General features: G+C 54.8%; 26 protein-coding genes. 8 read left to right on the forward strand and 18 right to left on the reverse strand.

The features are described from left to right. Positions 1 to 3: 3 nt before the first annotated feature. The 9 genes from tolQ to hpnC all read right to left on the reverse strand — a co-directional run bounded on the left by tolQ (position 4) and on the right by hpnC (position 7571). Positions 4 to 693 carry a protein TolQ gene (gene tolQ / locus FEF65_RS06580; RefSeq protein WP_138239009.1) on the reverse strand — a complete coding sequence of 230 codons (690 nt, stop codon included), beginning with the start codon at positions 691 to 693 and terminating at the stop codon, positions 4 to 6. Continuing rightward, positions 690 to 1118, reverse strand: a complete 429-nt coding sequence (gene ybgC / locus FEF65_RS06585) for a tol-pal system-associated acyl-CoA thioesterase (protein ID WP_138239010.1) — start codon at positions 1116 to 1118, stop codon at positions 690 to 692. Before ybgC ends, tolQ begins: the two co-directional genes overlap by 4 nt. Further along, positions 1115 to 2152: a Holliday junction branch migration DNA helicase RuvB gene (gene ruvB, locus FEF65_RS06590; protein WP_138239107.1), complete on the reverse strand. Its 1038-nt coding sequence runs from the start codon at positions 2150 to 2152 to the stop codon at positions 1115 to 1117. The genes ybgC and ruvB overlap by 4 nt, the downstream gene beginning before the upstream one ends. 5 nt (positions 2153 to 2157) lie before the next feature. Further along, positions 2158 to 2721, reverse strand: a complete 564-nt coding sequence (gene ruvA / locus FEF65_RS06595) for a Holliday junction branch migration protein RuvA (RefSeq protein WP_138239011.1) — start codon at positions 2719 to 2721, stop codon at positions 2158 to 2160. Between the two features lie 64 nt (positions 2722 to 2785). Further along, positions 2786 to 3286, reverse strand: coding sequence for a crossover junction endodeoxyribonuclease RuvC (gene ruvC / locus FEF65_RS06600; protein WP_138239012.1), 501 nt, complete (start codon positions 3284 to 3286; stop codon positions 2786 to 2788). Between the two features lie 316 nt (positions 3287 to 3602). Then, entirely contained in the window at positions 3603 to 4292 is a 690-nt protein-coding gene (gene coq7, locus FEF65_RS06605; RefSeq protein WP_138239013.1) for a 2-polyprenyl-3-methyl-6-methoxy-1,4-benzoquinone monooxygenase, read from the reverse strand. Between the two features lie 263 nt (positions 4293 to 4555). After that, a complete protein-coding gene (locus tag FEF65_RS06610; protein ID WP_138239014.1) occupies positions 4556 to 5839 on the reverse strand; it encodes a hydroxysqualene dehydroxylase in 1284 nt (427 codons plus the stop codon). Positions 5840 to 5844: 5 nt separating this feature from the next. Next, on the reverse strand, positions 5845 to 6720 hold the full coding sequence (gene hpnD, locus FEF65_RS06615) for a presqualene diphosphate synthase HpnD (RefSeq protein ID WP_138239015.1): 876 nt from the start codon (positions 6718 to 6720) through the stop codon (positions 5845 to 5847). Then, a complete protein-coding gene (hpnC, locus tag FEF65_RS06620) occupies positions 6717 to 7571 on the reverse strand; it encodes a squalene synthase HpnC (protein ID WP_238701230.1) in 855 nt (284 codons plus the stop codon). Before hpnC ends, hpnD begins: the two co-directional genes overlap by 4 nt. Before the next feature lie 326 nt (positions 7572 to 7897). Between hpnC and thiO the strand changes: the two genes are divergently transcribed. The 4 genes from thiO (at position 7898) to FEF65_RS06640 (ending at position 11892) form a co-directional block, all read left to right on the forward strand. Beyond that, entirely contained in the window at positions 7898 to 9055 is a 1158-nt protein-coding gene (thiO, locus tag FEF65_RS06625) for a glycine oxidase ThiO (protein ID WP_238701231.1), read from the forward strand. 304 nt (positions 9056 to 9359) lie between these two features. Continuing rightward, on the forward strand, positions 9360 to 10562 hold the full coding sequence (locus FEF65_RS06630) for a hypothetical protein (RefSeq protein WP_138239017.1): 1203 nt from the start codon (positions 9360 to 9362) through the stop codon (positions 10560 to 10562). After that, the gene (locus FEF65_RS06635; RefSeq protein WP_161595196.1) at positions 10546 to 10929 is read left to right on the forward strand and encodes a hypothetical protein; all 384 of its coding nucleotides are present in this window, start codon (positions 10546 to 10548) and stop codon (positions 10927 to 10929) included. Before FEF65_RS06630 ends, FEF65_RS06635 begins: the two co-directional genes overlap by 17 nt. 36 nt (positions 10930 to 10965) lie before the next feature. Continuing rightward, entirely contained in the window at positions 10966 to 11892 is a 927-nt protein-coding gene (locus tag FEF65_RS06640; protein WP_138239019.1) for a transposase, read from the forward strand. Here the strand turns inward: FEF65_RS06640 and FEF65_RS06645 are convergent. The 7 genes from FEF65_RS06645 to FEF65_RS06675 all read right to left on the reverse strand — a co-directional run bounded on the left by FEF65_RS06645 (position 11881) and on the right by FEF65_RS06675 (position 17716). After that, positions 11881 to 12618 (reverse strand): hypothetical protein, encoded by a 738-nt coding sequence (locus FEF65_RS06645; RefSeq protein WP_138239020.1) that lies wholly within the window; start codon positions 12616 to 12618, stop codon positions 11881 to 11883. The two genes, FEF65_RS06640 and FEF65_RS06645, sit on opposite strands and share 12 nt — an antisense overlap. A 101-nt stretch (positions 12619 to 12719) precedes the next feature. Continuing rightward, on the reverse strand, positions 12720 to 13532 hold the full coding sequence (locus FEF65_RS06650) for a ParA family protein (RefSeq protein WP_238701233.1): 813 nt from the start codon (positions 13530 to 13532) through the stop codon (positions 12720 to 12722). Next, complete coding sequence (locus tag FEF65_RS06655; RefSeq protein ID WP_138239021.1) at positions 13529 to 13939, reverse strand: group II truncated hemoglobin; 411 nt, start codon at positions 13937 to 13939, stop codon at positions 13529 to 13531. The genes FEF65_RS06650 and FEF65_RS06655 overlap by 4 nt, the downstream gene beginning before the upstream one ends. A gap of 329 nt (positions 13940 to 14268) precedes the next feature. Next, positions 14269 to 15693 carry an oxygen-independent coproporphyrinogen III oxidase gene (hemN, locus tag FEF65_RS06660; protein WP_202978169.1) on the reverse strand — a complete coding sequence of 475 codons (1425 nt, stop codon included), beginning with the start codon at positions 15691 to 15693 and terminating at the stop codon, positions 14269 to 14271. Beyond that, the gene (locus tag FEF65_RS06665; RefSeq protein WP_138239022.1) at positions 15693 to 16517 is read right to left on the reverse strand and encodes a cytochrome c; all 825 of its coding nucleotides are present in this window, start codon (positions 16515 to 16517) and stop codon (positions 15693 to 15695) included. Before FEF65_RS06665 ends, hemN begins: the two co-directional genes overlap by 1 nt. A 63-nt stretch (positions 16518 to 16580) precedes the next feature. Continuing rightward, the gene (locus FEF65_RS06670; protein WP_138239023.1) at positions 16581 to 16871 is read right to left on the reverse strand and encodes a c-type cytochrome; all 291 of its coding nucleotides are present in this window, start codon (positions 16869 to 16871) and stop codon (positions 16581 to 16583) included. A gap of 104 nt (positions 16872 to 16975) precedes the next feature. Further along, positions 16976 to 17716: a hypothetical protein gene (locus tag FEF65_RS06675; RefSeq protein WP_138239024.1), complete on the reverse strand. Its 741-nt coding sequence runs from the start codon at positions 17714 to 17716 to the stop codon at positions 16976 to 16978. Between the two features lie 367 nt (positions 17717 to 18083). On the opposite strand from FEF65_RS06675, the gene tatA reads away from it, so the two are divergent. Genes tatA through tatC form a run of 3 tightly spaced genes read left to right on the forward strand, consistent with a single transcriptional unit; the run spans position 18084 to position 19326 of the window. Next, positions 18084 to 18278: a twin-arginine translocase TatA/TatE family subunit gene (gene tatA, locus FEF65_RS13730; protein ID WP_138239025.1), complete on the forward strand. Its 195-nt coding sequence runs from the start codon at positions 18084 to 18086 to the stop codon at positions 18276 to 18278. 8 nt (positions 18279 to 18286) lie between these two features. Continuing rightward, positions 18287 to 18583 carry a Sec-independent protein translocase subunit TatA/TatB gene (locus FEF65_RS06685; RefSeq protein WP_138239026.1) on the forward strand — a complete coding sequence of 99 codons (297 nt, stop codon included), beginning with the start codon at positions 18287 to 18289 and terminating at the stop codon, positions 18581 to 18583. After that, positions 18583 to 19326, forward strand: a complete 744-nt coding sequence (gene tatC / locus FEF65_RS06690) for a twin-arginine translocase subunit TatC (protein ID WP_138239027.1) — start codon at positions 18583 to 18585, stop codon at positions 19324 to 19326. Before FEF65_RS06685 ends, tatC begins: the two co-directional genes overlap by 1 nt. Positions 19327 to 19351: 25 nt before the next feature. Here tatC and FEF65_RS06695 read toward each other — a convergent pair whose 3' ends face one another. After that, complete coding sequence (locus tag FEF65_RS06695; RefSeq protein ID WP_238701234.1) at positions 19352 to 20767, reverse strand: CCA tRNA nucleotidyltransferase; 1416 nt, start codon at positions 20765 to 20767, stop codon at positions 19352 to 19354. 169 nt (positions 20768 to 20936) lie between these two features. On the opposite strand from FEF65_RS06695, the gene FEF65_RS06700 reads away from it, so the two are divergent. Further along, on the forward strand, positions 20937 to 21815 hold the full coding sequence (locus FEF65_RS06700; RefSeq protein ID WP_238701235.1) for a MipA/OmpV family protein: 879 nt from the start codon (positions 20937 to 20939) through the stop codon (positions 21813 to 21815). 28 nt (positions 21816 to 21843) lie between these two features. On the opposite strand, the gene FEF65_RS06705 is transcribed toward FEF65_RS06700, so the two are convergent. Next, positions 21844 to 23898 carry an ATP-binding protein gene (locus FEF65_RS06705; RefSeq protein WP_138239029.1) on the reverse strand — a complete coding sequence of 685 codons (2055 nt, stop codon included), beginning with the start codon at positions 23896 to 23898 and terminating at the stop codon, positions 21844 to 21846. Positions 23899 to 23900: the final 2 nt, after the last annotated feature.

The raw sequence follows: 23900 nt of genomic DNA on the forward strand, positions 1-23900 counted from the left end.
AATTTACCCCTTGATGTGACGGGAGATAATATTGAGGAATTCGGAGGAGAACTGCTCCATATTGGCGCCCATGCGCTTAAGGTCGGAGGTGAATTTGTTGTAGGCAACGACAGCCGGAATCGCGGCGACCAGTCCGAATGCGGTGGCCACCAGTGCTTCGGCAATGCCGGGGGCAACAGCGGTTAATGAGGTATTCTGGGTCATGGCAATCCCCTGAAATGCGTTGACGATACCCCACACCGTACCGAACAGACCGATAAACGGAGCGGTTGAACCAACCGTGGCCAGAAAAGCCAGGTGGCGGGAGAGTTTTTCGATTTCACGTGAGAAGGCTGCATCGAGTGATCGGCGCACGCCGTCAATGCCACCGCCGGCGGTGATCTTGGCGCTGTGCCCCTGGCTGGCATCACGTCGGATGCGCATGAATTCACGGTACCCGGCCTGAAAAATATTGGGCAGTGAGCTGTCAGGGTATTGCTGTGAAATGCCTGTCAGTACGGTGTCCATATCCGTACCGCTCCAGAATGTCTGTGAAAATGCCTCCGCCTCGCGGCGGGTTTGACTATACAGCCGCCATTTGTTGAAAATGATGGCCCAGGAGATCAGCGATAGCGTGATCAGCAACAGCAAGACCCCCTGTACGATGATGCCGGCATGAAGGATCAGATGCAGTATGGAGAGATCCTGACTCATATAAGCTCCTTGTTCAGGTGATTCTGTAATGTTTGAAACAGTGTGGCTGGAATACGGGATGGCCTTCCGTCCCGGTTGATACAGGCAAGCCGAATGGTGGCTGTGCACAGCTCTTTGCCGGACTCGCGGTGGCAGACCTGCTGGCTGAAAGCCAGACGGGCACCGGCAAGTTCGATCAAACTTGTGCCGATATCAAGCAGGTCGTTGAAGCGGGCCGGCATGCGATAGCGAACATGGGCCTCGGTGACAGCAAATTGCACACCGAAGTCCGTGTCGATGATATCCAGTTCAAGTCCCAGCGTACGCAGAAACTCGGTACGACCGCGCTCCATGAATTTCAGATAATTGGCATAATAAACAACACCACCGTGGTCGGTGTCCTCATAGTAGACCCGTACAGGAAAGGTTTCCTGATATGTGCTCACAGCAGTGACTCCTGTCTGAGACTGCCCGGAAGCGAGCGGTTCATATGGGCGTAAGCCAGCGGGGTTGCCGTGCGGCCGCGCGGTGTGCGCGCAATCAGCCCCTCCTGCAGCAGGTAAGGCTCAAGCACATCTTCAATGGTGTCCCGTTCTTCGGAGATCGAGGCCGCCAGCGTATCAAGGCCGACCGGGCCGCCATTGTATTTATCGATCATGATCGACAGCAGCCGCCGATCCTGATGATCCAGACCAAGGTGATCCACCTCAAGCCGGGTCAGCGATGAATCGGCAACAGCACCGGTAATCACACCGTTATGTTCAACCTCGGCAAAATCGCGTACGCGGCGCAGCAGCCGGTTGGCAATACGCGGGGTGCCGCGTGAGCGACAGGCAATTTCCATCGCACCACTGTGATCGGTCTGAATATTGAGCAGGCGGGCTGAACGATCGACGATGCGGGCGAGCTCCTCCCTGGAATAAAACTCCAGCCGTTCGATCACACCGAAGCGGTCACGCAACGGGTTGGTCAGAAGGCCGGCCCGGGTTGTGGCGCCGACCAGCGTGAAGCGGGGGATATCCATCTTGATCGAGCGGGCTGACGGGCCCTGGCCGATGATGATATCGAGCTGAAAATCCTCCATCGCCGGGTAGAGAATCTCTTCTACCTGCGGGCTGAGGCGGTGAATTTCATCTATAAAGAGGACATCACCCTCCTCGATATTGGTGAGCATGGCCGCCAGATCGCCGGCCTTTTCAATCACCGGTCCCGAGGTGGCACGAATGTGGACGCCCATCTCCATAGCGATAATGTTGGCCAGTGTCGTTTTGCCAAGTCCCGGCGGGCCGTAGAGCAATACATGATCGAGGGACTCATTGCGCGCCTTTGCCGCGCGGATATAGACGGTCAGGTTGGCACGAATCTTCTCCTGCCCGACATATTCATCGAGCATTTTCGGTCGCAGCGCTGCATCCCAGTTATCACCGTGCCCGCTGGATGCCCCGTCAACGAGGCGCTCGTCATGATCCTGATAATCCATCATATTCAGGCAATCACCTTCAGTGCGGCACGGAACATGGTTTCAAAATCAGCCGGTTCAATGCGTTTCAGGGCGGCATCGACCTGTGCAGCCTTGTAGCCCAGGTTGATCAGAGCCGAGTGCACCTCTTCAGCCTTGTTGTTGGTGACACCACCTGTTGCCGGGGCGGAGCCCAGTTTACCCTGCAATTCGAGGATCAGGCGCTGGGCCGTTTTTTTGCCTATGCCCGGCGTGCGGGCGATGGCCAGGTCATCGGCCTGCTCAATGGCCCGGATCAGATCCTCGCAGCTCATGCCGCTCATCAGGTTCAGGGCCATGCGGGCACCGATACCGGAGACCGTGGTCAGCTTGCGAAAAATGCCGCGCTCACTGATGTTGCTGAAGCCGAACAGGGTGATCTGATCTTCACGCACATAGGTATGAATGGAGAGTTCAGTCGCTTCACCCGGGCGCAGCTTGCACAGGGTTTGCAGGCTGACGATGACGTCATAGCCCACGCCACCGGTATCAAGCAGGACGAATCCAGCCGGGTCGAGTGCTTTTACAGTACCGGAAAGCCAGCCGATCAACGTAGCGCTCCTGTGACATCAGGGTGGTGCCGCGAATCGGCCGGGGTTATGACAGAAATGGATGTTAACATATTGAACTCACTAATTTTTGCATGGGTGCATGATGCGCATGACAGATTGCCACGGCAAGTGCATCCGCAGCATCTTCTGCCAGTGGCTCGGGTGGATGAAGCAGCACACGTACCATATGCTGCACCTGCTCCTTTTCCGCTCGTCCGAAACCGACAACGGCCTGCTTGACCATGGTGGGTGAGTAGGGGCTGACACGTAAATCACACTCGCCGCATGCTGCGATCAGGGCGCCGCGCGCCTGGCCGAGTTTCAGGGCTGAGTTCACATTTTTGGAGACGAATACATCCTCAATGGCAGCTGTTGCCGGCTTGAACTCTCTGATCAGGGATCTGAGGCCGGTAAAAAGCAGGTGCAGGCGGGTATCAAAATCGCCATTGCCACAACGAATGACCGTATGGTGGACATGGCGAATACGGTTGCCCTGTACATCAATAATGCCGACTCCCGTTTTCAGCGAGCCCGGATCAACACCGATGATTCTTACAGGTTTCATCAGGAGGTGACCGGCCCGCAGAGACATGAGGATGTGGCTGTGAACATGAAAGAACCCCTTACAGAAAAACGGCCGCAACCATAGCACTGATGTGACAGGGCGTCATGGTCGGGGGTGCATGGAGGGAAGCGCAATTTGAATGACTGTGTGGCGCTCGTTGATTCATGCGAAAAGCGAAAACGGCGATGGATTCTTTCCTGCCGGACAGCGAGCAAGTACAGCGGATGTGGCGATCAGCCATGGAACGCAGTGCGGATCAGTAGCTGTATGTATCGGCAGGTGATTTTGCCGGCGGCGTTGTAAGGCCGCCCGCAGCTTATACCTTCTCTGCCAGGCGGGTCATCACTTTGGAGGTCAGCTGCATCAGCTGCTTCACCGGTGGCGGCAGCTCGGCGGCACCCAGCGATTCGGCCAGTTCGGCGTGGCCCTGCTCATCGATCTTCATCTGTTCAACAATGGCGCGGCTGCGCTGGTCATCGGCAGGAAGGCGGGCCAGGTGGCTGTCGAGATGGCGGACCACCTGATGCTCGGTTTCAGCAAGAAATCCCAGATTCCAGCGATCCCCGGCAATGCCGGCCGTCATACCGATGGCGAATGAGCCTGCATACCAGAGCGGATCAAGCATCGACGGGCGCTCTCCCAGCTCGGTCAGGCGGCGTCTGCACCAGTTAAGGTGATCGCTCTCCTCAATGGAGGCATGGCGAAGTCTGGCGGAAAGTTCCGGGTCGCGGGCGGTCAGGCTTTGCCCCTGATACAGTGCCTGGGCCGCCATCTCGCCGGCATGATTGACGCGCATCAGGCCAGCTGCCAGCTGCTTCTGGGCCGGACTCATCTCGGCAACGGGCTTGATAGCGGTTGAATCGCTGACAGGAAGATCGGCGACAGCGGCGGCCGGAGGATAGGGACGGGAGCTTGGCTGTTCGCAAAAGATATTGTTCAGTGCTCTGTCCACTTCGCCAATCATACGGTCAGCGAGCGTGGGGGTGCGAAAAGGTTTCTCAGACATATCGTGATCCTCCGATGGCTTAATTTTTACCTGAATCGGCGGCATTGCAAGTTTTCACAGCCTGTTTCCACAGAAGCTGTGGATAACTGTGTGGATGAAGTGCCGTATTTCTTTGCTGATAAGGGATTCGAGGTGGGGGGAGGGTGATTGCCTGTTTATTGTGCAATAAAAATAGATCAAATAAAACAAAGTGATATGAAATGTAATGCATGTATCAGGTGAGATTTTTCGTGGATGTGGTTGAAACCGGCTGCGACGACCGATCAGATCGGCAGTCGGTGAACAGATGTGCCGTTTATATATGCTGCCGCCGCCTGTTCACCGCGACGAATGGCTGCCTCAATCGTTGCCGGCAACTGACCCGGGAGAGGACGCTCGCTTGCATCAATGATGCAGGCGGGTAGCTGACGGGGGGCTTTGGCCGGGCGCACGAGGGTGGTCGCGCGCTGTTCACGCACGACACGGCTGTGTACGAGTTCCGGCAGTTTCGGCAGTGAGCAGAGCCTGGCCAGTTCATGCCGGCAGCGCATCACCAGTGCAGGGTGATCATGCGACTCATGATCGGCACTGATGACGGCGCATAGGTGTTGTCCGGGCAGGCTGTGATGCCATTGGCGCGATATATCGAAATACCATTGGCCGGTGCCGCCGATACAACCGACAAGCGGAGCGGGCATGGAAACAGGTTCATCCAGCCAGAGATGGATGTTGGTGATGGCACGTGTCTCTGTGCTGGCCGGTTGCTTGAGTAGCCTGTCGGCTGCATGGGCGGGAAGCGCCAGAATCGCTGCATCAAAGCGGTGATCATCGAGCACAGCCTTGCCATGCTGCACCTCAAGCTGGCGTACCCGGTGGCCGGTGTGGATGCGAACGGCAAGAGAAGATGCTTTGTTCAGCAGTGGCTCAATCAGGGTGGTTTGCAGGGGGCCGTTAAACCAGCCAAGGCAGGCATCGCGGCGGCTGGCGAAGCTTTCCTGCAAGACACGTTTGAACGAGTGCGGGCAAGCTGTGTCCATCGCCTCATTCATGGCGCCGAGGCACAGGGGTTCAAGCATGTCGCGGACAAGCTCGGCCGGGATACGCAGGGATTGCAGCCATTCCCTGACATGATCCGCAAGCGGGGGCGCTTTGCGTTGCAGTGCGATGGCCATGCGCAGCATGGCTGTGGCGGAATGCAGGCTGTGACCGGGAAGGGTGGCTGCGGCTTGCAGGATGGCCAGTGGAAAGGGGAGGAGAGCCGCTGGCTGAAAGCAAAAGTGGCCACGTGGCTGATCCCATAATGGCAGCGAGAGTGATGGTTGCCAGTGCAGGTGGTGATCGGCGGCGCAGTCCTGCAGCAATGTACGGGTTGCACGATAGGCACCGATCAGCAGGTGCGGGCCATTATCGCACAGCTGCTGCATGGTCGGCTCAAAAAATGATCGGGTACGTCCGCCGGCAGCAGGGGCTGCTTCAAACAGTGTCACCTCGTGCCCGGCCTCGGCCAGACGGATGGCAGCAGTTAAACCGGTGAGGCCGCCTCCGATGATGGCGATGCGGGATGGCACCGGTATCAGAATTCCAGACGAATCGGGCGTTGCCGCTTGCAGGCCTTGCATTCATAACGCCAGGCACGCCAGGCAATCCACATCTTGCGTAAGGGCAGGATGCGGACCGGTGTGCTCCATACATCAAAGCCGATGGCGCGCAGCTGGCGCAGATAGGCATAATAGATTGTGGCCATCACGATCGACGGGCGCAGGCTCTCCCTGTCTTTGGGGGGCAGCATGGCCACTGCATCACGGAAGGCATTTTCCGCCTTGTCGCCATACTCCTGCAGCAGCTTCTGCATGGATTCATCCACGGTTCCGGTTTTGAATGCCTGATCACTCACCTGATACCGGCTGCGTACCTCTTGCGGGATATAGATGCGGCCAATGGCAGCATCCTCGGCCAGATCACGCAGGATATTGGTCAGCTGCAATGCCTCTCCCAGCCGGGTGGCAAAGTCGCGACTTTTGCGTTCGCTATAGCCGAATACCTCGATGGAGAGCAGACCGACGACGCCGGCTACACGGTAGATATACAGCGATAAATCCGATTGCTTGATGAATGGTCTGGCCATGATATCGGTTTGCATGCCATCGAGAATCTCCAGCAGCAACTCCTCATTGATGGGGAAATGGCCGGCACACCATAACAGCTCATGGCCGACAGGGTGGCTTGCCTGACCGGCAAACGTCCGCGCCAGCTCCTCACGCCAGAAGTTCAGCTTGGTCAGGGCAACCTGCTGATCACTGACTTCATCGGCAATATCGTCAACCTCACGACAGAATGCATACAAGGCCATCATGGCGCGCCGTTTTTCTTCCGGCAGGAAAAGAAATGCATAAAAGAATGAGGAGCCGGAGCCTCTGGTTTTGTCCCGGCAGTAGGCTTCAGGGGTCATGTGCGGTTCCTGTGAATGGCGCGTAAAGGGAAAAGTGTGTCGATCAGTGTGCCTGCGGCCAGTTTGAACCAGTCGGCGCGGCTGAGGGTGAGTCGTTGATGCAGCGGGTCTTCCAGCTGGCCAAGGCGATCAAGCAGGGTAAAACCGGCGCGCAATGTGGCGGCAATCTGGAAGCGGAGCCTTAACGGCAGCAGCGGCAACAGCGGAACACCTTCGCCGAGAATGTCACGGGTGACGTCGATGGCATGCAGAAATACCGGGCGAAACTGCTGAGAGGAGATCTCCCCGGCAAGCAGTTGTCGTGCTTCAAACTGGTAAGGTGATAACCACTCTTCCGGGATATAGCAGCGGCCTCTTGGCAGATCGATACTGAGATCCTGCCAGAAGTTGATCAGTTGCAGGGCTGTACAAATCCGGTCCGAATAGTGTTTTGCCTCGGTGCTGTGAATATCATGCAGGGCCAGCATCAGCCGTCCGACCGGGTTGGCGGAATGGCGGCAGTAAAAGAGCAGCTCGCTGATACTGGCGTATGCATAGAGGGTGACATCCATGCGGAAGGCAATCAGCAGGTTATACAGCTCCTCCACGGGCAACTGATGCGAACGGATGGCATCAGCAAGGGCCGTAAAGATCGGCTGGTCAACCGGCTGACTCTTTTCGGCTCGCTCAAGCAGGGTTTCCCATGCATCCAGCTGTTTCAGCCGGGTTTTTGCCGAGAGATCTCCCTCATCGGCAAGGTCGTCGGCATGACGTGCAAATGCATAGATTGCGGCAACAGCCGGGCGTACATCAGCCTTGATCAGATGCGAGGCTGTCGGGAAATTTTCATAGTGTTGTCGTGCGATTGCCATGCATTGCTGATATGCTTCTGCTAATTGCATGGAATCTGTAGCTGTGGCCTGCATGGCGGCATGGTGGCGACATAGGATGGCCGGTGCAAGCCGGATCAGGTGTTGTTGCAACCGGATGGCTCAATTCGCTGCCATTCCGGGTGGTTGTCGGGGGCCGGTTTTGTCCGGGAGGATGCTGATTGGTTGCCATTCGGGCAAAAGTCAGCCACAAAGGTCAAGTATCCAATTCGGCCTGATTGTGGTGAGCTGTTCATGGCCCGCTCGGAAGCGCCGGGTGAATCAGCGCATTCCCAGGCAATTGTTGCAAGGTGGTCCAGGAGGGAGATGTGAGTCAGACAGGGGCAGGAATGCGTGTAGCTGTGATCGGCGGAGGGGTGGTTGGTTGTCTGACGGCCCTGTATCTGCACCGTTTGGGAGCAAAACCGGTGGTCATCGAGCGGGGGCGGACAGGGCAGGAGTCCTCATGGGCGGGTGCCGGTATTCTCTGTCCGATTCATCCGTGGCTTTACCCGGACAGTCTGAGCCATTTTGTTGATTACAGTCTCAATCTTTATCCGGCGCTCAATCGTGATCTTTATCATCTGACCGGCATGTCGATTCAGTGGCGGAAGTCAGGCCTGATGATTCCGCTGTTCTCCGATGATCGGGTCAATCATCAGGCGCAGGCCATCGCCTGGTCGCAGCAATTCGGCTGGCAGCTGGATCTTCTCAACCGGCAACAGGCAGTTGATGCTGAACCGACGCTTTCACCCGAAGTGGACGGGGCACTGCTGTGGCCGGAGGTCGGGCAGGTGCGCAATCCGCGTTTGCTGCAGGCGGCCCGTAAGGCGCTGGAGCTCAGTGGCGTCGAGATTCGTGAGATGTGCGAAGTGACGAGCCTGCTGGAAGCCGGTGGCAGGGCGACTGGCCTGATGCTGGCCGATGGTTCGTCGATTGAGGCGGATGCGGTGTTGCTTGCTGCCGGCAGCTGGAGCGGGGAGCTGGCCGAACAGTGGGGCATCTCATTGCCGGTAGAACCAGTGAAGGGGCAGATTGTGTTGCTTAAGGATACCCCGGGCAAACTGGCTCATATCGTCAAACATGATGATGCCTACCTGGTGCCGCGTGTGGATGGCCATATTCTGATAGGTGCAAGCATGGAGAGGGTCGGCTTTTCCAAGGGGAATACCGAACCTGTCGTCAACCGCCTGCTTGAAGCGACCTGGCGGATGGCCCCCGGGTTGAAGGATGCGGAGATTGTTGAGCAGTGGATGGGCTTCCGGCCGGGAACGCCTGACGGACTGCCATATCTGGGACCGGTGAACGGGCGCCCCGGCTTGTGGGTGGCGACCGGCCACTATCGCAACGGGGTGGTACTTGCGCCGGGTACCGCCGAGTTGATGAGCCGCTGGATGATGGGGGAGGAGCCGGCCGTGGATGTCACCGGCTTCCGCATTGACCGGCCGGTGTACGAGTCTGCCGCCGTCGGATTCCCCGATCGCTGAGGTAGCTCTTTCCTTCGGGTTACCGCTTCGGTACCGTACTTTGGGTATTTTTTTGCATCCGCATGCGTGCAAAAGAGTGATTACAAATCATAAGATAGCCACTCATGTCATCCATTTGGATGGCTTGCAAAATATTCCCATTCCCTAGAATGACGCGTTGCTCCCGGATGATTCGGAGCATGGGAGTGGAGTGATTGATGGGATTTCAGGGGATGGCTGTTGAGCTGCAGCAGGTCAGCAGCGGGAGCCAGTATCCTGAAGATATACGTATGACCGTTCTGTCTGTACAGGCAGGTGCGTTTTGATGATAGCGCCTCGTCATCAAATCTCCAGGGCCAGCGTTTTAAGTGCCGGGAAAGCATATGCAACAGCGTTTACCCTGATCGCGCTCAGCATTGTTCTGTCCGGCATGTTTTTCCTGCTGGTCGGTAATTCCACCATTATGAGCAGTTACTACGCACTTACCGCTTTGGCGATCGGATCTCTGCTTATATGGATATCCTATGGCTTCTGGCAGCTGAAAGCATGGGCTTACAAGTGGACAGCTATTGTTTGTGGCGTCGTCGTTCTGATCGATGTAATGCGCATCGCTAACGGCACGACGGTTGCAAATGTACTGACAATGCTCTGGGCCATTGGCACGTTTCTGTTTCTCATGAAACGAAAAACAAGGATCTTGTTCGGTTTCATTACGCTGGCTGAAGACGAGCGGCAGCATGAGTCGGGCCGTGATTTCGACATCGAATCACTACGGAATGATCTGCAGCATTTGAGCGTTGCCGGGGTACTGAAGTTCTGCGCACGATGGCTGCGACGCGTGCTATGGGCGCTGACGCACCCCGGATCGGTCATTCATGATTTCAATATAAAAATAATCCGTATGATTGCTTTTTTCGTGGCGATAGTCGGGCTCTTGATTTTCGGGATAGGCAACCAGAAAACTAATATGAACAATGGCTTGATATCCAATTGGACCGTGGATTTCGTGTTGCTTGAATGTATCGCGTATGGCTTTTTGCGACAGAAGACATGGGCCTTCAAAGCGACGAAGGCCGCATGTATCCTGCTGATTCTAATTACTTTAAACCTCGCCCTTTTCGGCAGAGCCCCTGTCCAAAACCCGATGGAGATAAAGAGTGTCGTCGCGATAATTTTCCTGTGTCTCGCTGGTACACTGATTTTTCTCGGCAGAAGAGAGACTCGAATTCTGTATGGTATCCCGGTCCCGTCTGAGTCGGAGAAGATGATCAGAGCTGAATACCAGGATTCTGTTCCGCGTCCTGCGGGCGTGATGGGGTGGCTGCAAGCCACTGAATTTTGGCAGCGAATGATTGTGCGCGCACTAAAGCGGCAGGAATCAAAAAATATTTATATTTTGATACTCATAGCAACCTCAATGATAAGTCTTCATAATTATCAATATAAATACGCCGATCCTGACTTTGGAACAGATGGACAAGCGGGAGGTGGTACTCACGGCGGTATATCGCGTGGGAAAAAGTCGTGATATGTGGCTTGGCGTAAAACGTCCGGATGGTTCTTCCGCATCGTATCGGTTCATCCATCCTCTGTTTGACGATTTTGAACGACTCAAGCCATTGATTGGTGAAGCTGTGACTATCCTGAGTCAGTCCAGATTAGGCCTCCTTATAACGATAGATTTTGGCTATCACGATTGGGTGATGCAGGTGGAACATCATGGCCAGATTGTCACCAATTATAAGGATGTCCGGGAGATATTAGAGTTGGATAAAAACGACTGGATTGCTCGTAACATTATGGATGTGATCGTTGGGATTTGGGCGTTCCTATTGCTGTTAGTTATTTGGAAAAAAAACAAGGAGCCTTTGAAAACAATGGGGTCAGTTCTTTAGTTGCTAGTTACGGGTTGAGCCAACTATAAGTACGTTATGTCTCGCCCGCTACGAATTGAATATCCCGGAGCCTGCTATCATCTGACTGCACGAGGTGATGGTAAAGATAATATTTTCCTCGATGACTCTGATCGAAACTGTTTTCTTGAGCTGCTCGGTCAGGAGATCGAACAGCAACAGTGGATCTGTTATGCCTATTGCCTGATGGATAATCACTATCATTTACTGGTCGAAACGCCGGAGGGAAGCCTTGTTAAGGGAATGCGCCGACTGAATGGCAGCTATACGCAAGGGTTCAACCATCGTCACGGGTATGTCGGCCATGTTTTTCAGGGCCGTTACAAGAGTATCGTGGTTGAAAAGGATGCCTATCTTCTTGAGTTGGTGCGCTACATCGCCTTAAACCCTGTGCGGGCCGGGATGGTGGAGGCCCCGGAAGCATATATATGGAGTAGCTACAGAAGTTCGGCTGGTTTGGTTGCATCTCCACCGTGGATGGCATTGCAGCAGTTGATGAAATATTTCGGGGATGAAAAATCTTATGCCCGTTTTGTCCTTGACGGGATGAATACTGCATCGCCATGGGACGAGTTGCATGGGCAAATATGGTTGGGCAGAGAGGCTTTTCTAGAACAGATGCAGCGGCAGGTGCCTGTGGATGGGGTTGCCAATATTCCAAAAGTACAGCTACAGCCAGCCCGTCCGACTGCTGATGGCGTTCTGGGTACTGTTGCAGGGTATTTCAGCTGTGATGTTGAAAGTGTACTGTCGCGATCCCACAGGAAGGCCTATGCTTTTAGCGTAGTTCTGTTGAGAAGGGTGGTGAATTTATCCGTGGGGGATGTTGCTGCGCTGTTTGGCATCTCTGTTTCCAGAGTTTCCCAAATTCAGAGGGAGCTGCTGGGCAGTCATCACGCAAATGAAGTGGCTGAACTGGCTGAAAAGTGCAGACTAAAGAACTGACCCCGGAAGAGGTTTATCCTTAAGGGTTCGGATGGATTTCAGAAAATTTGTCGAGCATTCAGTGCATAGTCCATGACTGATTTTTGGAAGCGGGTCGTATTGAAACAAATCGGCAGAAGTGATTTTATCTTCGATAGCATGCCAGTTGCCATCCCGGCCCTTCAGATCGCCGCAAAATGAACACATTGTGATGATATTATGCTCATTATACTGCTGTGGAATTGCCTGAGGTTCACGCGGACGCTGTTCTGTAATAGTAAAGTTAAGTTCTAGCCAATGATGCGGTAGAGGAATAACCCGCACATCCAGAAAGCGCATCTCATTGAGGTCATCGCAGCGCAACCTGAAAGCAATGGCCTGGTAGGAACTGCGTGCTTTCTCGAAAACCTTTTTATAAATCATCGTGGTTTCAGCATCGGAGATTTGTGACCAGAGAGACTTTCCCCTGATCTGACTCAGACAGCAGTTGGCACCATTATGGTTTTGCGCGAATGCGTCCCAGACTTTGTTGGCGTAAACGATGATATCATCGGCATCGAGCCTGTAAGCAATCAGGTTATCCATAGTTGAGGGTGCATAATGCTTACAGAAGCTGCAAGTATCCAGTCGAGCCAGGAACTCCCGTCTGTCGCCATCGGTGACCTGTTCGATACTCCAGCAGGGCAGAGCATGTCGGCAACATTCTGCAAGCTCTCGCCCCTGGCATTTCATCTGGTCCCACTGCATGGTGCCTCCTCAGATGTGTGGCCTCAAGATTGAGTCTGAATGATGTCAGAGCACAAAATATGCCACTTCCAGGCCGTTCGGGCAAAGCTGGATGCGCTTGCTTATGAGCCCTTCTTTTTGATTGCCTGCAGGGCATCAAATACTTCTGCCCAGAGGATGCCATAGGCGAGAGCCGCCGGAGAGTGGGGATCAAAACAGGGGAGCGGCATGCGCCGTTCAGCCATCTGCTCAACGGCACTGGCATACGGGATCTGGCTGTTGAGCATCACTTTGCCCATGCGGTGGCGTTCAGCGATGATCTGCCGGTGCAGGCTTTTGCGACTGTCGACCATATTCAGAAATGCACGAATATGCAGCTGTTTGAGGTGATGCTCTTTTTTAAAGTCGAGCAGCTCTGCCAGCATCCGCAATGAAAGGATAGAGGGCAGGGTGGGGAATACCACCAGATCGGCAACCTTGAAAATGGCTTCGGAGAGAAGGGTGAGGCCGGGAGGCGAGTCGATGATGATAAAGTCATATGACTTTATCATCGGTGCAATCACCCGGCTCAACTGTTCTTCCGGCTTCTTCATATCACTGAGCAGAAGATCGGCGTGGCGAAGCGAGAAATCAGCGCGCAGTAAATCGAGATGCTCATAGGCGGTACGGGTGATGGCCTTGTCGGCAGCCAGCTTGCCTTTTAACAGCTGATCACTGCGTTTGCCCGCCTTGGCCTGCAGGCAATAGGCCGCAGCTCCCTGCGGATCAAGATCCCAAAGCAGAACCTGTCCGTCATGACGGGAGGCAAGCCAGGCCAGATTGACCGCCGTGGATGTTTTGCCGACGCCACCCTTGATGTTGTAGACAGCGATAATCTTTGCCGGTTTCTTGCGTGAATAGAGGTAGTCTGCACTGTTATTCTGCACATGTTTCACGCGCTCTCTCCGTCGTCCCGGTTGCGCATAAAATCGGCAATGCCGTAAAAGGCGGCATAGAGCTCGTCGCGCAGCGGCTTATCGCTGACTACCTCATCCAGCGCGAGTTTCATGCACAGCATCCACTGATCCCTCGCTGCTGCTCCGATGGCGAAGGGAAGATGACGCATACGCAGGCGAGGGTGGCCGTATTTTTCAATATAGAGGGATGGTCCGCCCATCCAGCCGGAGAGAAACAGAAACAGCTTCTCCTCAGCTGATTGCAGGTTGTCCGCATGCATCCAGCGAATGGACTGCGTTTCCGGCAGTGTATCCATGTGGTGATAGAAGCGCTGTACAAGCAGGCGCACGTTCTCTTCACCGCCTATGCGCTCATAAAGGGTACGGGTGTCATCTTGAATGTGCACTGGACGATCTCCTTAGGAAGCGCTGATTCATTCGACGCTTCGAGCGAGCCATGGACGGCTCGCCAAATCAGACGCATAAGTGCCTGATTTGTAAGTAAAGACAAAATGACTCGGGCATCATGCCTCGCCCTGCGGGCGGCCGTGGGCCGTCCAATCGGCTTCCTGCCTCTTTGTCACGCATTTGTCTTTGCGAACTGATTTTTGCCATGATGGCAATAAATCACCATCTCCCTTATGCTGCAAGGGTCACTTGCTGAAGGTGGAAAGACTACAGCAAAAAAAAGAAAAAGGCCGGGTAATCATACCCGGCCCTGACATACATACCGGTATCAGATCACTTTGGAGAAACTGGTACCTTCTTTTTTCTTCTGCAGGTATTCATCAAATACCATGGCCACGTTGCGGATCAGGAGGCGACCGGCCGGCAGCACACGCAGTCCGTCATCGCGCAGCTCGACCAGCTGATCGGCCTGCATTTCGGCAAGATCCGCAAGTCCATCAGCGAAGTGGGCTTTGAAGTCGATGCCGAACTCCTGTTCAAACTGCCCGTAATCGAGAGCAAAATCACACATCAGGCGCATAATCACCTGGCGGCGAAGGTGATCTTCATCCGACAGGATATAGCCACGGAATACAGCGAAATCGTTGCCTTCAACCGCCTCTGTGTATGCATCCATCTCGCGTGCGTTCTGAAAGAAGCCACCGCCGACATAGCCAATGGAGGTGACGCCAAGGCCGATCAGATCGCAATCAGCCTGCGTGCTGTAGCCCTGGAAGTTGCGGTACAGCTTGCCTTCCTGCTGCGCAATGGTGAGCTCGTCGTCAGGCTTGGCAAAGTGATCCATGCCAATGAATACATAGCCGGCATCAAGCAATTTATTGATGCTGTGCTCAAGGATATTGAGCTTTTCCTGTGGGCTAGGCAGGGCTGCTTCATCAATGCGCCGCTGTGGCATGAACATGTGCGGCAGGTGGGCATAGTTGAACAGCGCAATGCGATCAGGGCTGAACTCGATGATGGTGTCCAGTGTACGATCAAATGTCTCTACCGTCTGGTGCGGCAGGCCATACATCAGGTCGATATTCATCGACTCAAAGCCATGCGCGCGCGCCTCATTGAGCACACGCATCGTCTCTTCCTTGCTCTGAATGCGGTTGACTGCCTTCTGCACGATCGGATCGAAATCCTGAACGCCCATGCTCATGCGGTTCAGGCCGATCTCCTGCAGCACGGCAACGGTGTTTTCATCGCACTCGCGCGGATCAATCTCGATGCTGAATTCACCCTGATCGGTCGGCACGAAGTTAAAGCGCTCGCGCAGGCGTGCCATGATGATGCGCATCTGATCGTTGTTCATGAAGGTCGGGGTGCCACCGCCGAAGTGAAGCTGGGTGACCGGGCGACGGGTGTTACCCATGGCGTCTGCCACCATATCGATCTCTTTCAGCAGCAGCTCGAGATAGGGGGCTGCACGATCATACTGTTTGGTGACAATCTTGTTGCAGCCACAGTAGTAGCAGACCGTGTTGCAGAACGGGATATGAATATAGAGCGACAGCGGCGCCTCATCGTCTGCAACCCTTTTAAGGGTGGCGGCATAATCGGCAGAGCCGATACCGGCATGGAACATCGGTGCAGTCGGATATGAGGTATAACGAGGACCGGCCTTGTCGTACTTTTTAATAATGTCCAGGTCAAAAAGATCAGCGCCCCCCAATTGGGAGGCGCGATTTTCGTGCATGTTATCAGTCATTACTGTGCTTCTTTCCTCATGTAGGCAATGATATCCTGCATATCATCGGAGCTGATGGCTTCCACTTTCTTGCCGGCGCGATCAATGTGACGACCGTGACGGATACGCAGATCCAGCAGGCGATCAGAGAGATCCGAGATCGAGCGGGTTTCTGCAGCGTTACCGATCAGCTTGATGGAGCGCGGGCTGCTGTGGCAGGAGGCGCAGTTGCTGGCATAAAGCGCCTTGCCGTTAGCAGGGTTGGACATGTAACGCAGTGAGTTAACGTAGTAAGCGATATCAGCAATGTCGGTGTTATTCAGCTGATGGCGCTTGCTGGTCATCAGGGTGCCCGGACGGCCATAACGCATGGTGTGTACGATTTCAGTCAGATTCAGGTTGGTGTAAACCAGATTCTTGGCGCCGATACCGGTCACTGCACGACCATCCATACCATGGCAGGTTGAGCAGACGGCTTCGAAGCGAGCCTTGCCGTTGGCGAGGTTAGGGGTGTAATCAAAAGTCTGAATGTAATCAATCACTGCTTCAATCTGCAATGCATCCAGGGTGTACTTCTTGGGGTTCATCGCCGTGCCTTCTACACCGTAAGTAATAATACGGCGCAGTTCATCGCGGCTGACCAGCTTTGCGATCGCACGATGATTTCTGGCAGGGAAGGGTTTCAGGGTTTTACCGTAGTCAGATACTTCACCGGTTTTCCCGTGACAGAGTGCACAGTTCGCCTCGTATAGCGCCTTTCCATCCAGTGTGTCAGATGCTGCTGATGCGGCTGCAGGCATAATTGTCAGGGCAGCCAGAACCCCGATCCACTTTTTAATTCCCATAGACTCTCCTTCCCTCCGAAATGATGGCCTAACTATTTACCACAAGGATGGCCAGCGCAAGGGTTAGTTGTGCTGGTTGCTCTGAATGAATGCCACCATTGCATCGATCTCTGCCTCATCCAGTTTGCCGCTGAATTTAGGCATCATTTTGCGGCCGTTGGCGATGGTTTCTTTCAGGGCAGCTGCATCGGTGTTCATCTGTGCAAAGCCCGGTCCAACTTTTTTGCCATCCACCTTGTGGCATCCCTTGCACTTGGCGTCGAATATTTTTTGCGCATCGACTTCGGCCATGGCAACCTGAGAGGTCAGTGCAAAAATGGCGGTTGTTGCAAGCAGTACAAATGATTTTTTCATGGTCGTTCTCCTTTAATCTGCTCCATACGGAGCTATCATAACCCCTGGCGCGATTCATGCACAGATGGAATGAATGCGCGCAGGGATAAAATTGTACACGTTCGTTACATGTCGACAGGTATCGATTTCGGTTTATACAGCCACATCTGATACAGGCTGGTCAGCAACTGACCACCGAAAGAGATTCCCATCAGGGCACCGTTGGCGATTACCACATAGGCAAAGCCGGGCATGATCTTGGTGATGTACCAGGAACTGATATCCATCAGCAGAAACATGAACGGAATGGCCACAGCAATGCGTTTGATGAGTACGGGCATTTCACAAAGTATGAAAATTCGACCGACAAAGAAGAGGATAAAGGCAATGCCGAAGAGGTGAATATGGGAAACGCGCACCAGTGCCGGAATGGTGGCGCCGGTATCTGTTTCAGTCAGCTGCACCACATTGGCGTATGAGGTAAAGTGAGGGATGGGCAGGCCACTTTCAGCCGAGTGGCACATGATGCAGTTTTTCTGCATGATCGGCTCGACCTTCTCGTGGAACTCGGCCTCTTTGGCGCCATTGTTGATCCAGTCCAGAATGGTTTGTTTGGCCGCCTCATTGGGCAGGTTGGGTTCCATCGGGCCGTTAATGGCTGCGCCCAGACGGGTCTGGTTGTGGCTGCCGTAATAGGCCAGCTGTACGTCCCGGACCGACAGGCCAGGCTTACCGTCCCGTCCCTGATGGGTATAGTAGAGGTTCAGCAGGGCAAACATATAGGCGACGCCTATGGTGATAAGGAACATCGAGTCGAGAATCTTTTCACTGACAGATGCATCAGCAAAGCGTTTGTACTTGGGCATCAAATAGCCACCTTTTTTTCTTTTCGGCATTATATGGCCGATCGTTAAAATAGCAACGAAGCGAAAAGGGCTATTTTCCTGATTCCGACAGGGCACGATTCCGCTGCAGTCATAGCTATTTCTGTGCGCACCATCGTGCACCGTTGCTGCAGGCGGTCTGGTGACTGGCATTGTCTGGCGGATTTTATATAGTCCGCGCGGAGCAGATGCGGAAAGTCCGCTGGCTTATCAGCCATGGTTGGTTTGCCCGGAAGCGCTGAAGTCAATCAGCACTTCCATCGTTGAAAAGGAATCCATGCTTTCCTTTTCGGTCTGATTCACCGGTGTGCCGGGAGTCAGTCTCTCCGCAGCAGAAGAGGGGGTTTGAATGTTTGGACTGGGAACAACCGAGTTACTGTTGATACTGTTGATTGTGGTGCTGCTGTTCGGTGCAGGAAAACTGCCGCAGCTGGGGGCAGGGCTGGCCAAGGGAATCAAGAATTTCCGCAAGACCATGTCCGATGATGAACCCGCCGGCAATGCGACAAAAGGGACTGACGATATTGCCGCCAAGAAGGATTAGGAGCGCTTATGCCCGATATCGGGCTGTTTGAACTGTTATTGATCGGTATTGTCCTGTTTGTCGTGGTCGGTCCCGAACGTATGCCGGAGTTCCTCGGCCAGATTGGTCGCTGGGTGCGCTATGGTCGCAGCTGGATGGGTCATATCAGCAGTGAAATCCACCGTGAAGCAAGTGATATCACGCGACCGGTGCAGGATGCCGGCAATCAGTTGAAGTCGGAGCTTGATCATATCAAGGCATCCGCCTCCGATGCCGAGATTGCTGAAGCTCGCCCTCAGACAGATGCAACGAACGGGAAACAGTAATGGCTGAAGCCGGAGAAGGGTTTCTCTCCCACCTGAAAGAACTGCAGTGGCGGATACGTCTGGCGCTGGCGGTATTTGTTGCCGGTGTCATGGTGTTGATGAACTGGTCGGCACCGGTGTTCAACTTTATGGCGGCGCCGTTGTTGAGCGCCTTGCCTGCCGGCACACCGATGATTTTTCTTAATGCGCCGGATGTCTTTTTTACCTATCTGAAGATTGCGCTGCTTGGCAGTCTTTTTGTCACCTCGCCGCTCACCTTTTACCAGTTCTGGGCCTTTGTGGCCCCCGGCCTCTACAAGCATGAAAAGCGGTTGTTCCTGTTTGCCGTTGTAGCCAGTGTGATTCTCTTCAGTGGTGGTGGTGCATTCGCCTACTACATTGTGTTTCCGCTGATTTTCCAGTTTTTCCTTGGCTTTGCCACCGATCAGATTCATGCGCTGCCAGCGGTGAAAGAGTATCTGTCGCTGTTTCTCAAGCTGGTCTTTGCCTTCGGACTTTGCTTCCAGATTCCGATTGTGATGATGGTATTGGCGCGCCTTAATATTGCGACAGCCGAGGGGATGGCCCGCCAGCGTCGCTATATTATTGTCTGGGCCTTTGTGGTGGCAGCGATTCTTACGCCGCCCGATGTTATCTCACAGGTGTTGCTGGCCATTCCGATGCTGCTGCTTTACGAGTTGGGCCTGATGATTGCACGCATAAGTGTACCGACCGCAGACACCGGCAAGGAAGCTGCCTCCTGAACAGAGCTGTGCGCCGATGTATGGATTACGATGATGGCGCGACGGCTTCAGGGGGGATTTCACGTGCAAGCCATGTGCGGGCACTGTCGATGTCGAAAAAATCGCCGTTCAGCTGCGCCTCGTAGGCCTTGGCGAGCAGTGCGCCCATGGCCGGGCCAGGCTCAATGCCGCAGTCGATCAACACCCTGCCCGTAATCACTCTCCGGACAGGATGGTGGTGCTGCTGCATGGTGATGGCAAGTTGTAACCACTCCTGAGCCGGTCGTGAAGGGGGGGCCGGAAAGCGGCCGGATGCATCCGCTTCGACCAGCATCTCCCATAATTCAATGTTTGCCGGCTGCAGACGGAATGCCAGCCGGCGTACGCTTTTCTCACTGGCAATGCCGTGCATATGGGTCATATGCTCCCGGATCAGTGGCGAGATATACGCTTCCATCTCTTTGGGGAAATCAATCCGGCGCAGAAAGCTGCCGGCCCGCGTCAGACTTTGCAGATTGTGGCCGGGGGAGCTGATGCGTCCGTTATCATGGCGGATGGTGGTATCGACCTTCCCCATATCATGGCAAAGAGCGGCGATCAGCAGTTGTTCGCGCGCGTGCCGGTCAAGCCCCTGACGATCCGCAATCCGGGCTGCCTGATCGACCACCTGCAGCGTGTGTTTCCATACACTACCCTCAGGATGCCAGCGGGGATCCTGCGGACAATCAGTCAGTGCAAAAAGTTCAGGGTAGAGGGCCAGCCAGCCACTCTCCCTGAGTGCACGCAATCCGTAAGAGGGGGTGGCAGCGTGACACCATTTCATCCACTCCTCTCTGATGCGGGAGCCGGGCAGGGTGGTGGCCTCATCAATCAGGGCGCGGCAGATGACGCCCGTTTCCGCCGCCAGACGCATACTGAATCGGGCGGCAAACTGCATGGCGCGGAGCGGCCGTAGCGGATCCTCACCAAAGGCTGCACTGACATGGCGCAAGGTGCGGGAGGCCAGATCGCTTTGCCCGCCATGCAGGTCCAGCAAGTGCGCATGGATGGGATCATACATCATCGCATTGATGGTGAAATCACGGCGCAGACTGGCTATTTCAGGGGTAAGAAAGGGATCACTCTGTACGCTGAAGGCGCGATGGCCCTCGCCCTGTTTGACCTCGGTACGGGGCAGTGCGACATCAATCGTGCGGCCGTGCAGCCACAGCTTGTGCACGCCGAACTGCCTGCCGACCTGTTCACAGCGGCCGAGCTGCTGCAGCGCAGTGGTCAATGCGGATTCATGCAGACCGTACACTTCAACATCATAATCATGCGGGGGAATGCCCAGCAGCAGGTCACGCACGCAACCACCGACCAGCCAGGCCCGCCCGCCGCTGGCGGCAAGGTGCCGGCACAGCTGCAAAAGATCAGCCGGCAGCAGGAGGGGATCAATGGCTCTGAAAGGATCGTGCTTCACCTGCATATTTGACGATGATCAGGGGGAAAAAGCAATGCCTGCCCGACTGGATCTGTCGCTTCTGCAGGTGAGTCTGTGACCGGAGCGGTGTTGATTCATCCACCTCTCCTGTGGGGTTCATCTGCAATCGCGGTTGGCTATAGTGCGCAAAATTTTCATGGGGGTGGATATGCCCGTATATGTTGAATCCGGAGCCGCTGCTTATCACCGGGCCAGGGGCACAGCCATGCGTGGTTGCTTTGGCGCCACCATGGCGGTGGCCATGATGCTGTCACCACTCGCAGACGCTGCTGAAAAGGCATTGCCGAAGTGGGAGCTCGGGCTTGGGGGTGGCGCGGTGTCATTGCCGCAATATATGGGCAGTGATGAGCGTTATACGCTGGCAGTACCCGTTCCCTATGTGGTTTACCGGGGTGATCGCTTTAAGGTGGACCGCGATGGTATCCGGGCCGAGCTGTTCGGATTAAAACAGCTGACTCTGGATGCATCATTCGGGGCCGGGCTACCCGTGCGCAACTCCAATCGTGCACGAGCCGGAATGCCGGAGTTAAAGTTTAATTTTCAGGCCGGGCCGCGCCTTAACTGGCAGATATATGACTCGGAACTGTCGGATTTGAAGCTGCGTTTACCATGGCGCGGTATTATCGATACATCCGGTACCACGCCGGGCTGGTTGCTGGAGCCTGATCTGCAGTATCGCCTGCGTCCGACATCGCAATTAAGTCTGAGGTTGAATGCCGGAATTCTTTATGCATCGCGCGGGTTTAATAACACCTATTATGGTGTTGCACCGCAGTTTGTGACGCCGGCCAGGGCTGCCTATACAGCGAGGGCCGGTCTGCATTCGCTGGCAGCCGGAGCAACGGTTCGTTACGCCATTACTGATGATGTCACCCTTTACGGGGCCTTGCGCTACCGGAATCTTAAAGCGGGGGTGGTCAGCAACAGCCCGCTGGTTCGCAGTCAGAACTATCTGGCAATCGCAGTGGGCATGACCTGGAGCATCTGGCAGTCGGACGAGTCCGCGACCACAGAGGAGCATGAGTAGAGGTGACGCGGGAAGCGCTGCCTTATATTCAGTTCAGGTAGCGCAGCAGCATGGCCTTAAGTTCAACCGGCTTGGCCGGTTTGGACAGGTAGTCATTCATGCCCGCTTCGATGCATGCCTCGCGGGTCCCCTTGATGACATTGGCGGTCATGGCAATCACCGGTATCTGTGCCCACTCACCGTGACCTGCCCGTATGGCGCGGGTGGCGGCAAGTCCGTCCATCACCGGCATGTGCATATCCATCAACACCAGCTGAAAATGACCCTGCATGACTTTCTCGACGGCCTCCTGGCCATTGGCTGCCAGCTCCAGTTCGCAGCCCAGTTTTTTCAGGTGCAGCTGAAGTACCTTGCAGTTCACCGGATTATCGTCGGCGGCAAGAATGCGTGCGCCGAGCAGGCGTGAATGATCGCCATCGTGGCCGGTTGTGACTGGCGCCGCCGCCGCTTGCCGGGCCACCGGCAGTGCAAGTTCGATGGTGAATGTGGAGCCTTCTCCATGTTGGCTTGCCACCGTAATCGTTCCTCCCATCAGCTGAATCAGATCGCGGCAGATACTCAGGCCAATACCTGTACCTCCGAACTCGCGCGAAGTAGAACTGTCAGCCTGGGTAAATTTGTCAAAAATGGCATCCAGCCTGTCAGCGGGAATACCGATGCCGCTATCGGTGACGGCAAAGGTCAGGGCCACCTTTCCATCGCTTGCCTCCTGCATGCGCAGGGCAACCGAGATGGTGCCGCCTTTGCCGGTAAATTTGATGGCATTGCCGACCAGGTTGATCAGCACCTGGCGCAGGCGGGCAGGGTCCCCGAGCACAAGCTGGCATCTGTCTCCGGGTAACTGCTGGTGTAGCAGAATCGATTTCTCTTCGGCCTTGATGCGCAACATTCTGGCCACTTCATCAACCACCATACATGGCTCGAACGGGGTGGCCTCAAGCTCCATCTGGCCCGCCTCGATCTTGGAAAAATCGAGAATATCATTGATCAGGGAGAGCAGAGCGCCGCCGGAAGCGAGAATGGTTTCAACCTCATCCCGCTGCTCGCGGGAAAGACCGCTCTCTTTGAGGTGTTCAGCAATGCCGAGCATACCGTGCAGCGGTGTACGAATTTCATGCGACATACTGGCCAGAAACTCTGATTTTGCCCGGTCCGCCTTTTCGGCACGCTCCTTCTGTTCGGTCAACGCCTCCTCTGTACGTTTGCGTTCACCGATCTCAGCCGTCAGGGCATTGCGTGACACCGTCATGGCCTCAATGTTGGCAGCCATTTTATTGATATCTGCCGCCAACTCGCCCAGCTCGTCACTTGTATCAATGTCGATGATGGTATCAAGCTGGCCATTGCCAATGCGGGCACTTGCCTGTTTGAGCCGGGTAATGTTTCTGACAATCGAGCGTGAAATAATCCAGGCAAGCAACATGGCGAACAGGAATGCAGTCAGGGTAACAGCACCGGCGGTTTCCATGTCCCGGATGATCATTCGCCGTATTTCGGTGACTGAGGTCGCGATATTATTGACAGCACCGACCTCAAGTTTCTCTATGTTTTCCTGGGCCTCTCTGGAGGCAGGCTGCATCTGCTTTTCAAGGGCGATTGCTGCGGCCATGGGCGGATGTTTGCCATCGGCGTACAGCGCCATCAGCTGCTCGGCAATGGATGTCAGTGTCTTGATCTGACTGGTCGTTTCGACAAGCTGTGCCTGCTGCTCACGGATGACGGGCATGGATTCGGGGTGATTGCTTGCAGTCACAGTTTCTGCGTTATGGGCAAGTGTCTCGTTGAGCTTTTTACTCATCTCATCAAGTTCATCCAGACTGTTGCGTGCCTGCAGCATGGCATAGTCGCGATCATTTGCCGTGCCGTATTCAGATTCGAGGATCAGCAGGCGCAGATTTGATTTGGCCCGTTGCAGGTGATAGGCGATTTCGTGGGTGAAACGCATTTCACCGATATTCGATGTATAAATAATGTCGACTTCATCTTGCAGCTCCTGCTGGTTTTTGGTCGACAGAATGCCGAGCAGAATGACGAACAGCGCCACCAGGGTAAATGCAATGATCAGTTTGTGATTGATTTTCATGC

The organism is Mariprofundus erugo (genome assembly GCF_005818865.1).
Lineage (GTDB): Bacteria > Pseudomonadota > Zetaproteobacteria > Mariprofundales > Mariprofundaceae > Mariprofundus > Mariprofundus erugo.

What these genes read in the sequence shown, in the direction of transcription:
- hpnC (WP_238701230.1), bottom strand. Translation starts at nt 7,571, where the DNA reads ATGGCAATCGCACGACAACACTATGAAAATTTCCCGACAGCCTCGCAT.
- FEF65_RS06685 (WP_138239026.1), top strand. Translation starts at nt 18,287, where the DNA reads ATGCCCGATATCGGGCTGTTTGAACTGTTATTGATCGGTATTGTCCTG.
- tatC (WP_138239027.1), top strand. Translation starts at nt 18,583, where the DNA reads ATGGCTGAAGCCGGAGAAGGGTTTCTCTCCCACCTGAAAGAACTGCAG.
- ruvB (WP_138239107.1), bottom strand. Translation starts at nt 2,152, where the DNA reads ATGGATTATCAGGATCATGACGAGCGCCTCGTTGACGGGGCATCCAGC.
- FEF65_RS06630 (WP_138239017.1), top strand. Translation starts at nt 9,360, where the DNA reads ATGATAGCGCCTCGTCATCAAATCTCCAGGGCCAGCGTTTTAAGTGCC.
- FEF65_RS06700 (WP_238701235.1), top strand. Translation starts at nt 20,937, where the DNA reads ATGCCCGTATATGTTGAATCCGGAGCCGCTGCTTATCACCGGGCCAGG.
- FEF65_RS06665 (WP_138239022.1), bottom strand. Translation starts at nt 16,517, where the DNA reads ATGGGAATTAAAAAGTGGATCGGGGTTCTGGCTGCCCTGACAATTATG.
- FEF65_RS06645 (WP_138239020.1), bottom strand. Translation starts at nt 12,618, where the DNA reads ATGCAGTGGGACCAGATGAAATGCCAGGGGCGAGAGCTTGCAGAATGT.
- FEF65_RS06670 (WP_138239023.1), bottom strand. Translation starts at nt 16,871, where the DNA reads ATGAAAAAATCATTTGTACTGCTTGCAACAACCGCCATTTTTGCACTG.
- FEF65_RS06640 (WP_138239019.1), top strand. Translation starts at nt 10,966, where the DNA reads ATGTCTCGCCCGCTACGAATTGAATATCCCGGAGCCTGCTATCATCTG.
- hpnD (WP_138239015.1), bottom strand. Translation starts at nt 6,720, where the DNA reads ATGACCCCTGAAGCCTACTGCCGGGACAAAACCAGAGGCTCCGGCTCC.
- FEF65_RS06705 (WP_138239029.1), bottom strand. Translation starts at nt 23,898, where the DNA reads ATGAAAATCAATCACAAACTGATCATTGCATTTACCCTGGTGGCGCTG.
- hemN (WP_202978169.1), bottom strand. Translation starts at nt 15,693, where the DNA reads ATGACTGATAACATGCACGAAAATCGCGCCTCCCAATTGGGGGGCGCT.
- ruvC (WP_138239012.1), bottom strand. Translation starts at nt 3,286, where the DNA reads ATGAAACCTGTAAGAATCATCGGTGTTGATCCGGGCTCGCTGAAAACG.
- tatA (WP_138239025.1), top strand. Translation starts at nt 18,084, where the DNA reads ATGTTTGGACTGGGAACAACCGAGTTACTGTTGATACTGTTGATTGTG.
- FEF65_RS06675 (WP_138239024.1), bottom strand. Translation starts at nt 17,716, where the DNA reads ATGCCCAAGTACAAACGCTTTGCTGATGCATCTGTCAGTGAAAAGATT.
- tolQ (WP_138239009.1), bottom strand. Translation starts at nt 693, where the DNA reads ATGAGTCAGGATCTCTCCATACTGCATCTGATCCTTCATGCCGGCATC.
- coq7 (WP_138239013.1), bottom strand. Translation starts at nt 4,292, where the DNA reads ATGTCTGAGAAACCTTTTCGCACCCCCACGCTCGCTGACCGTATGATT.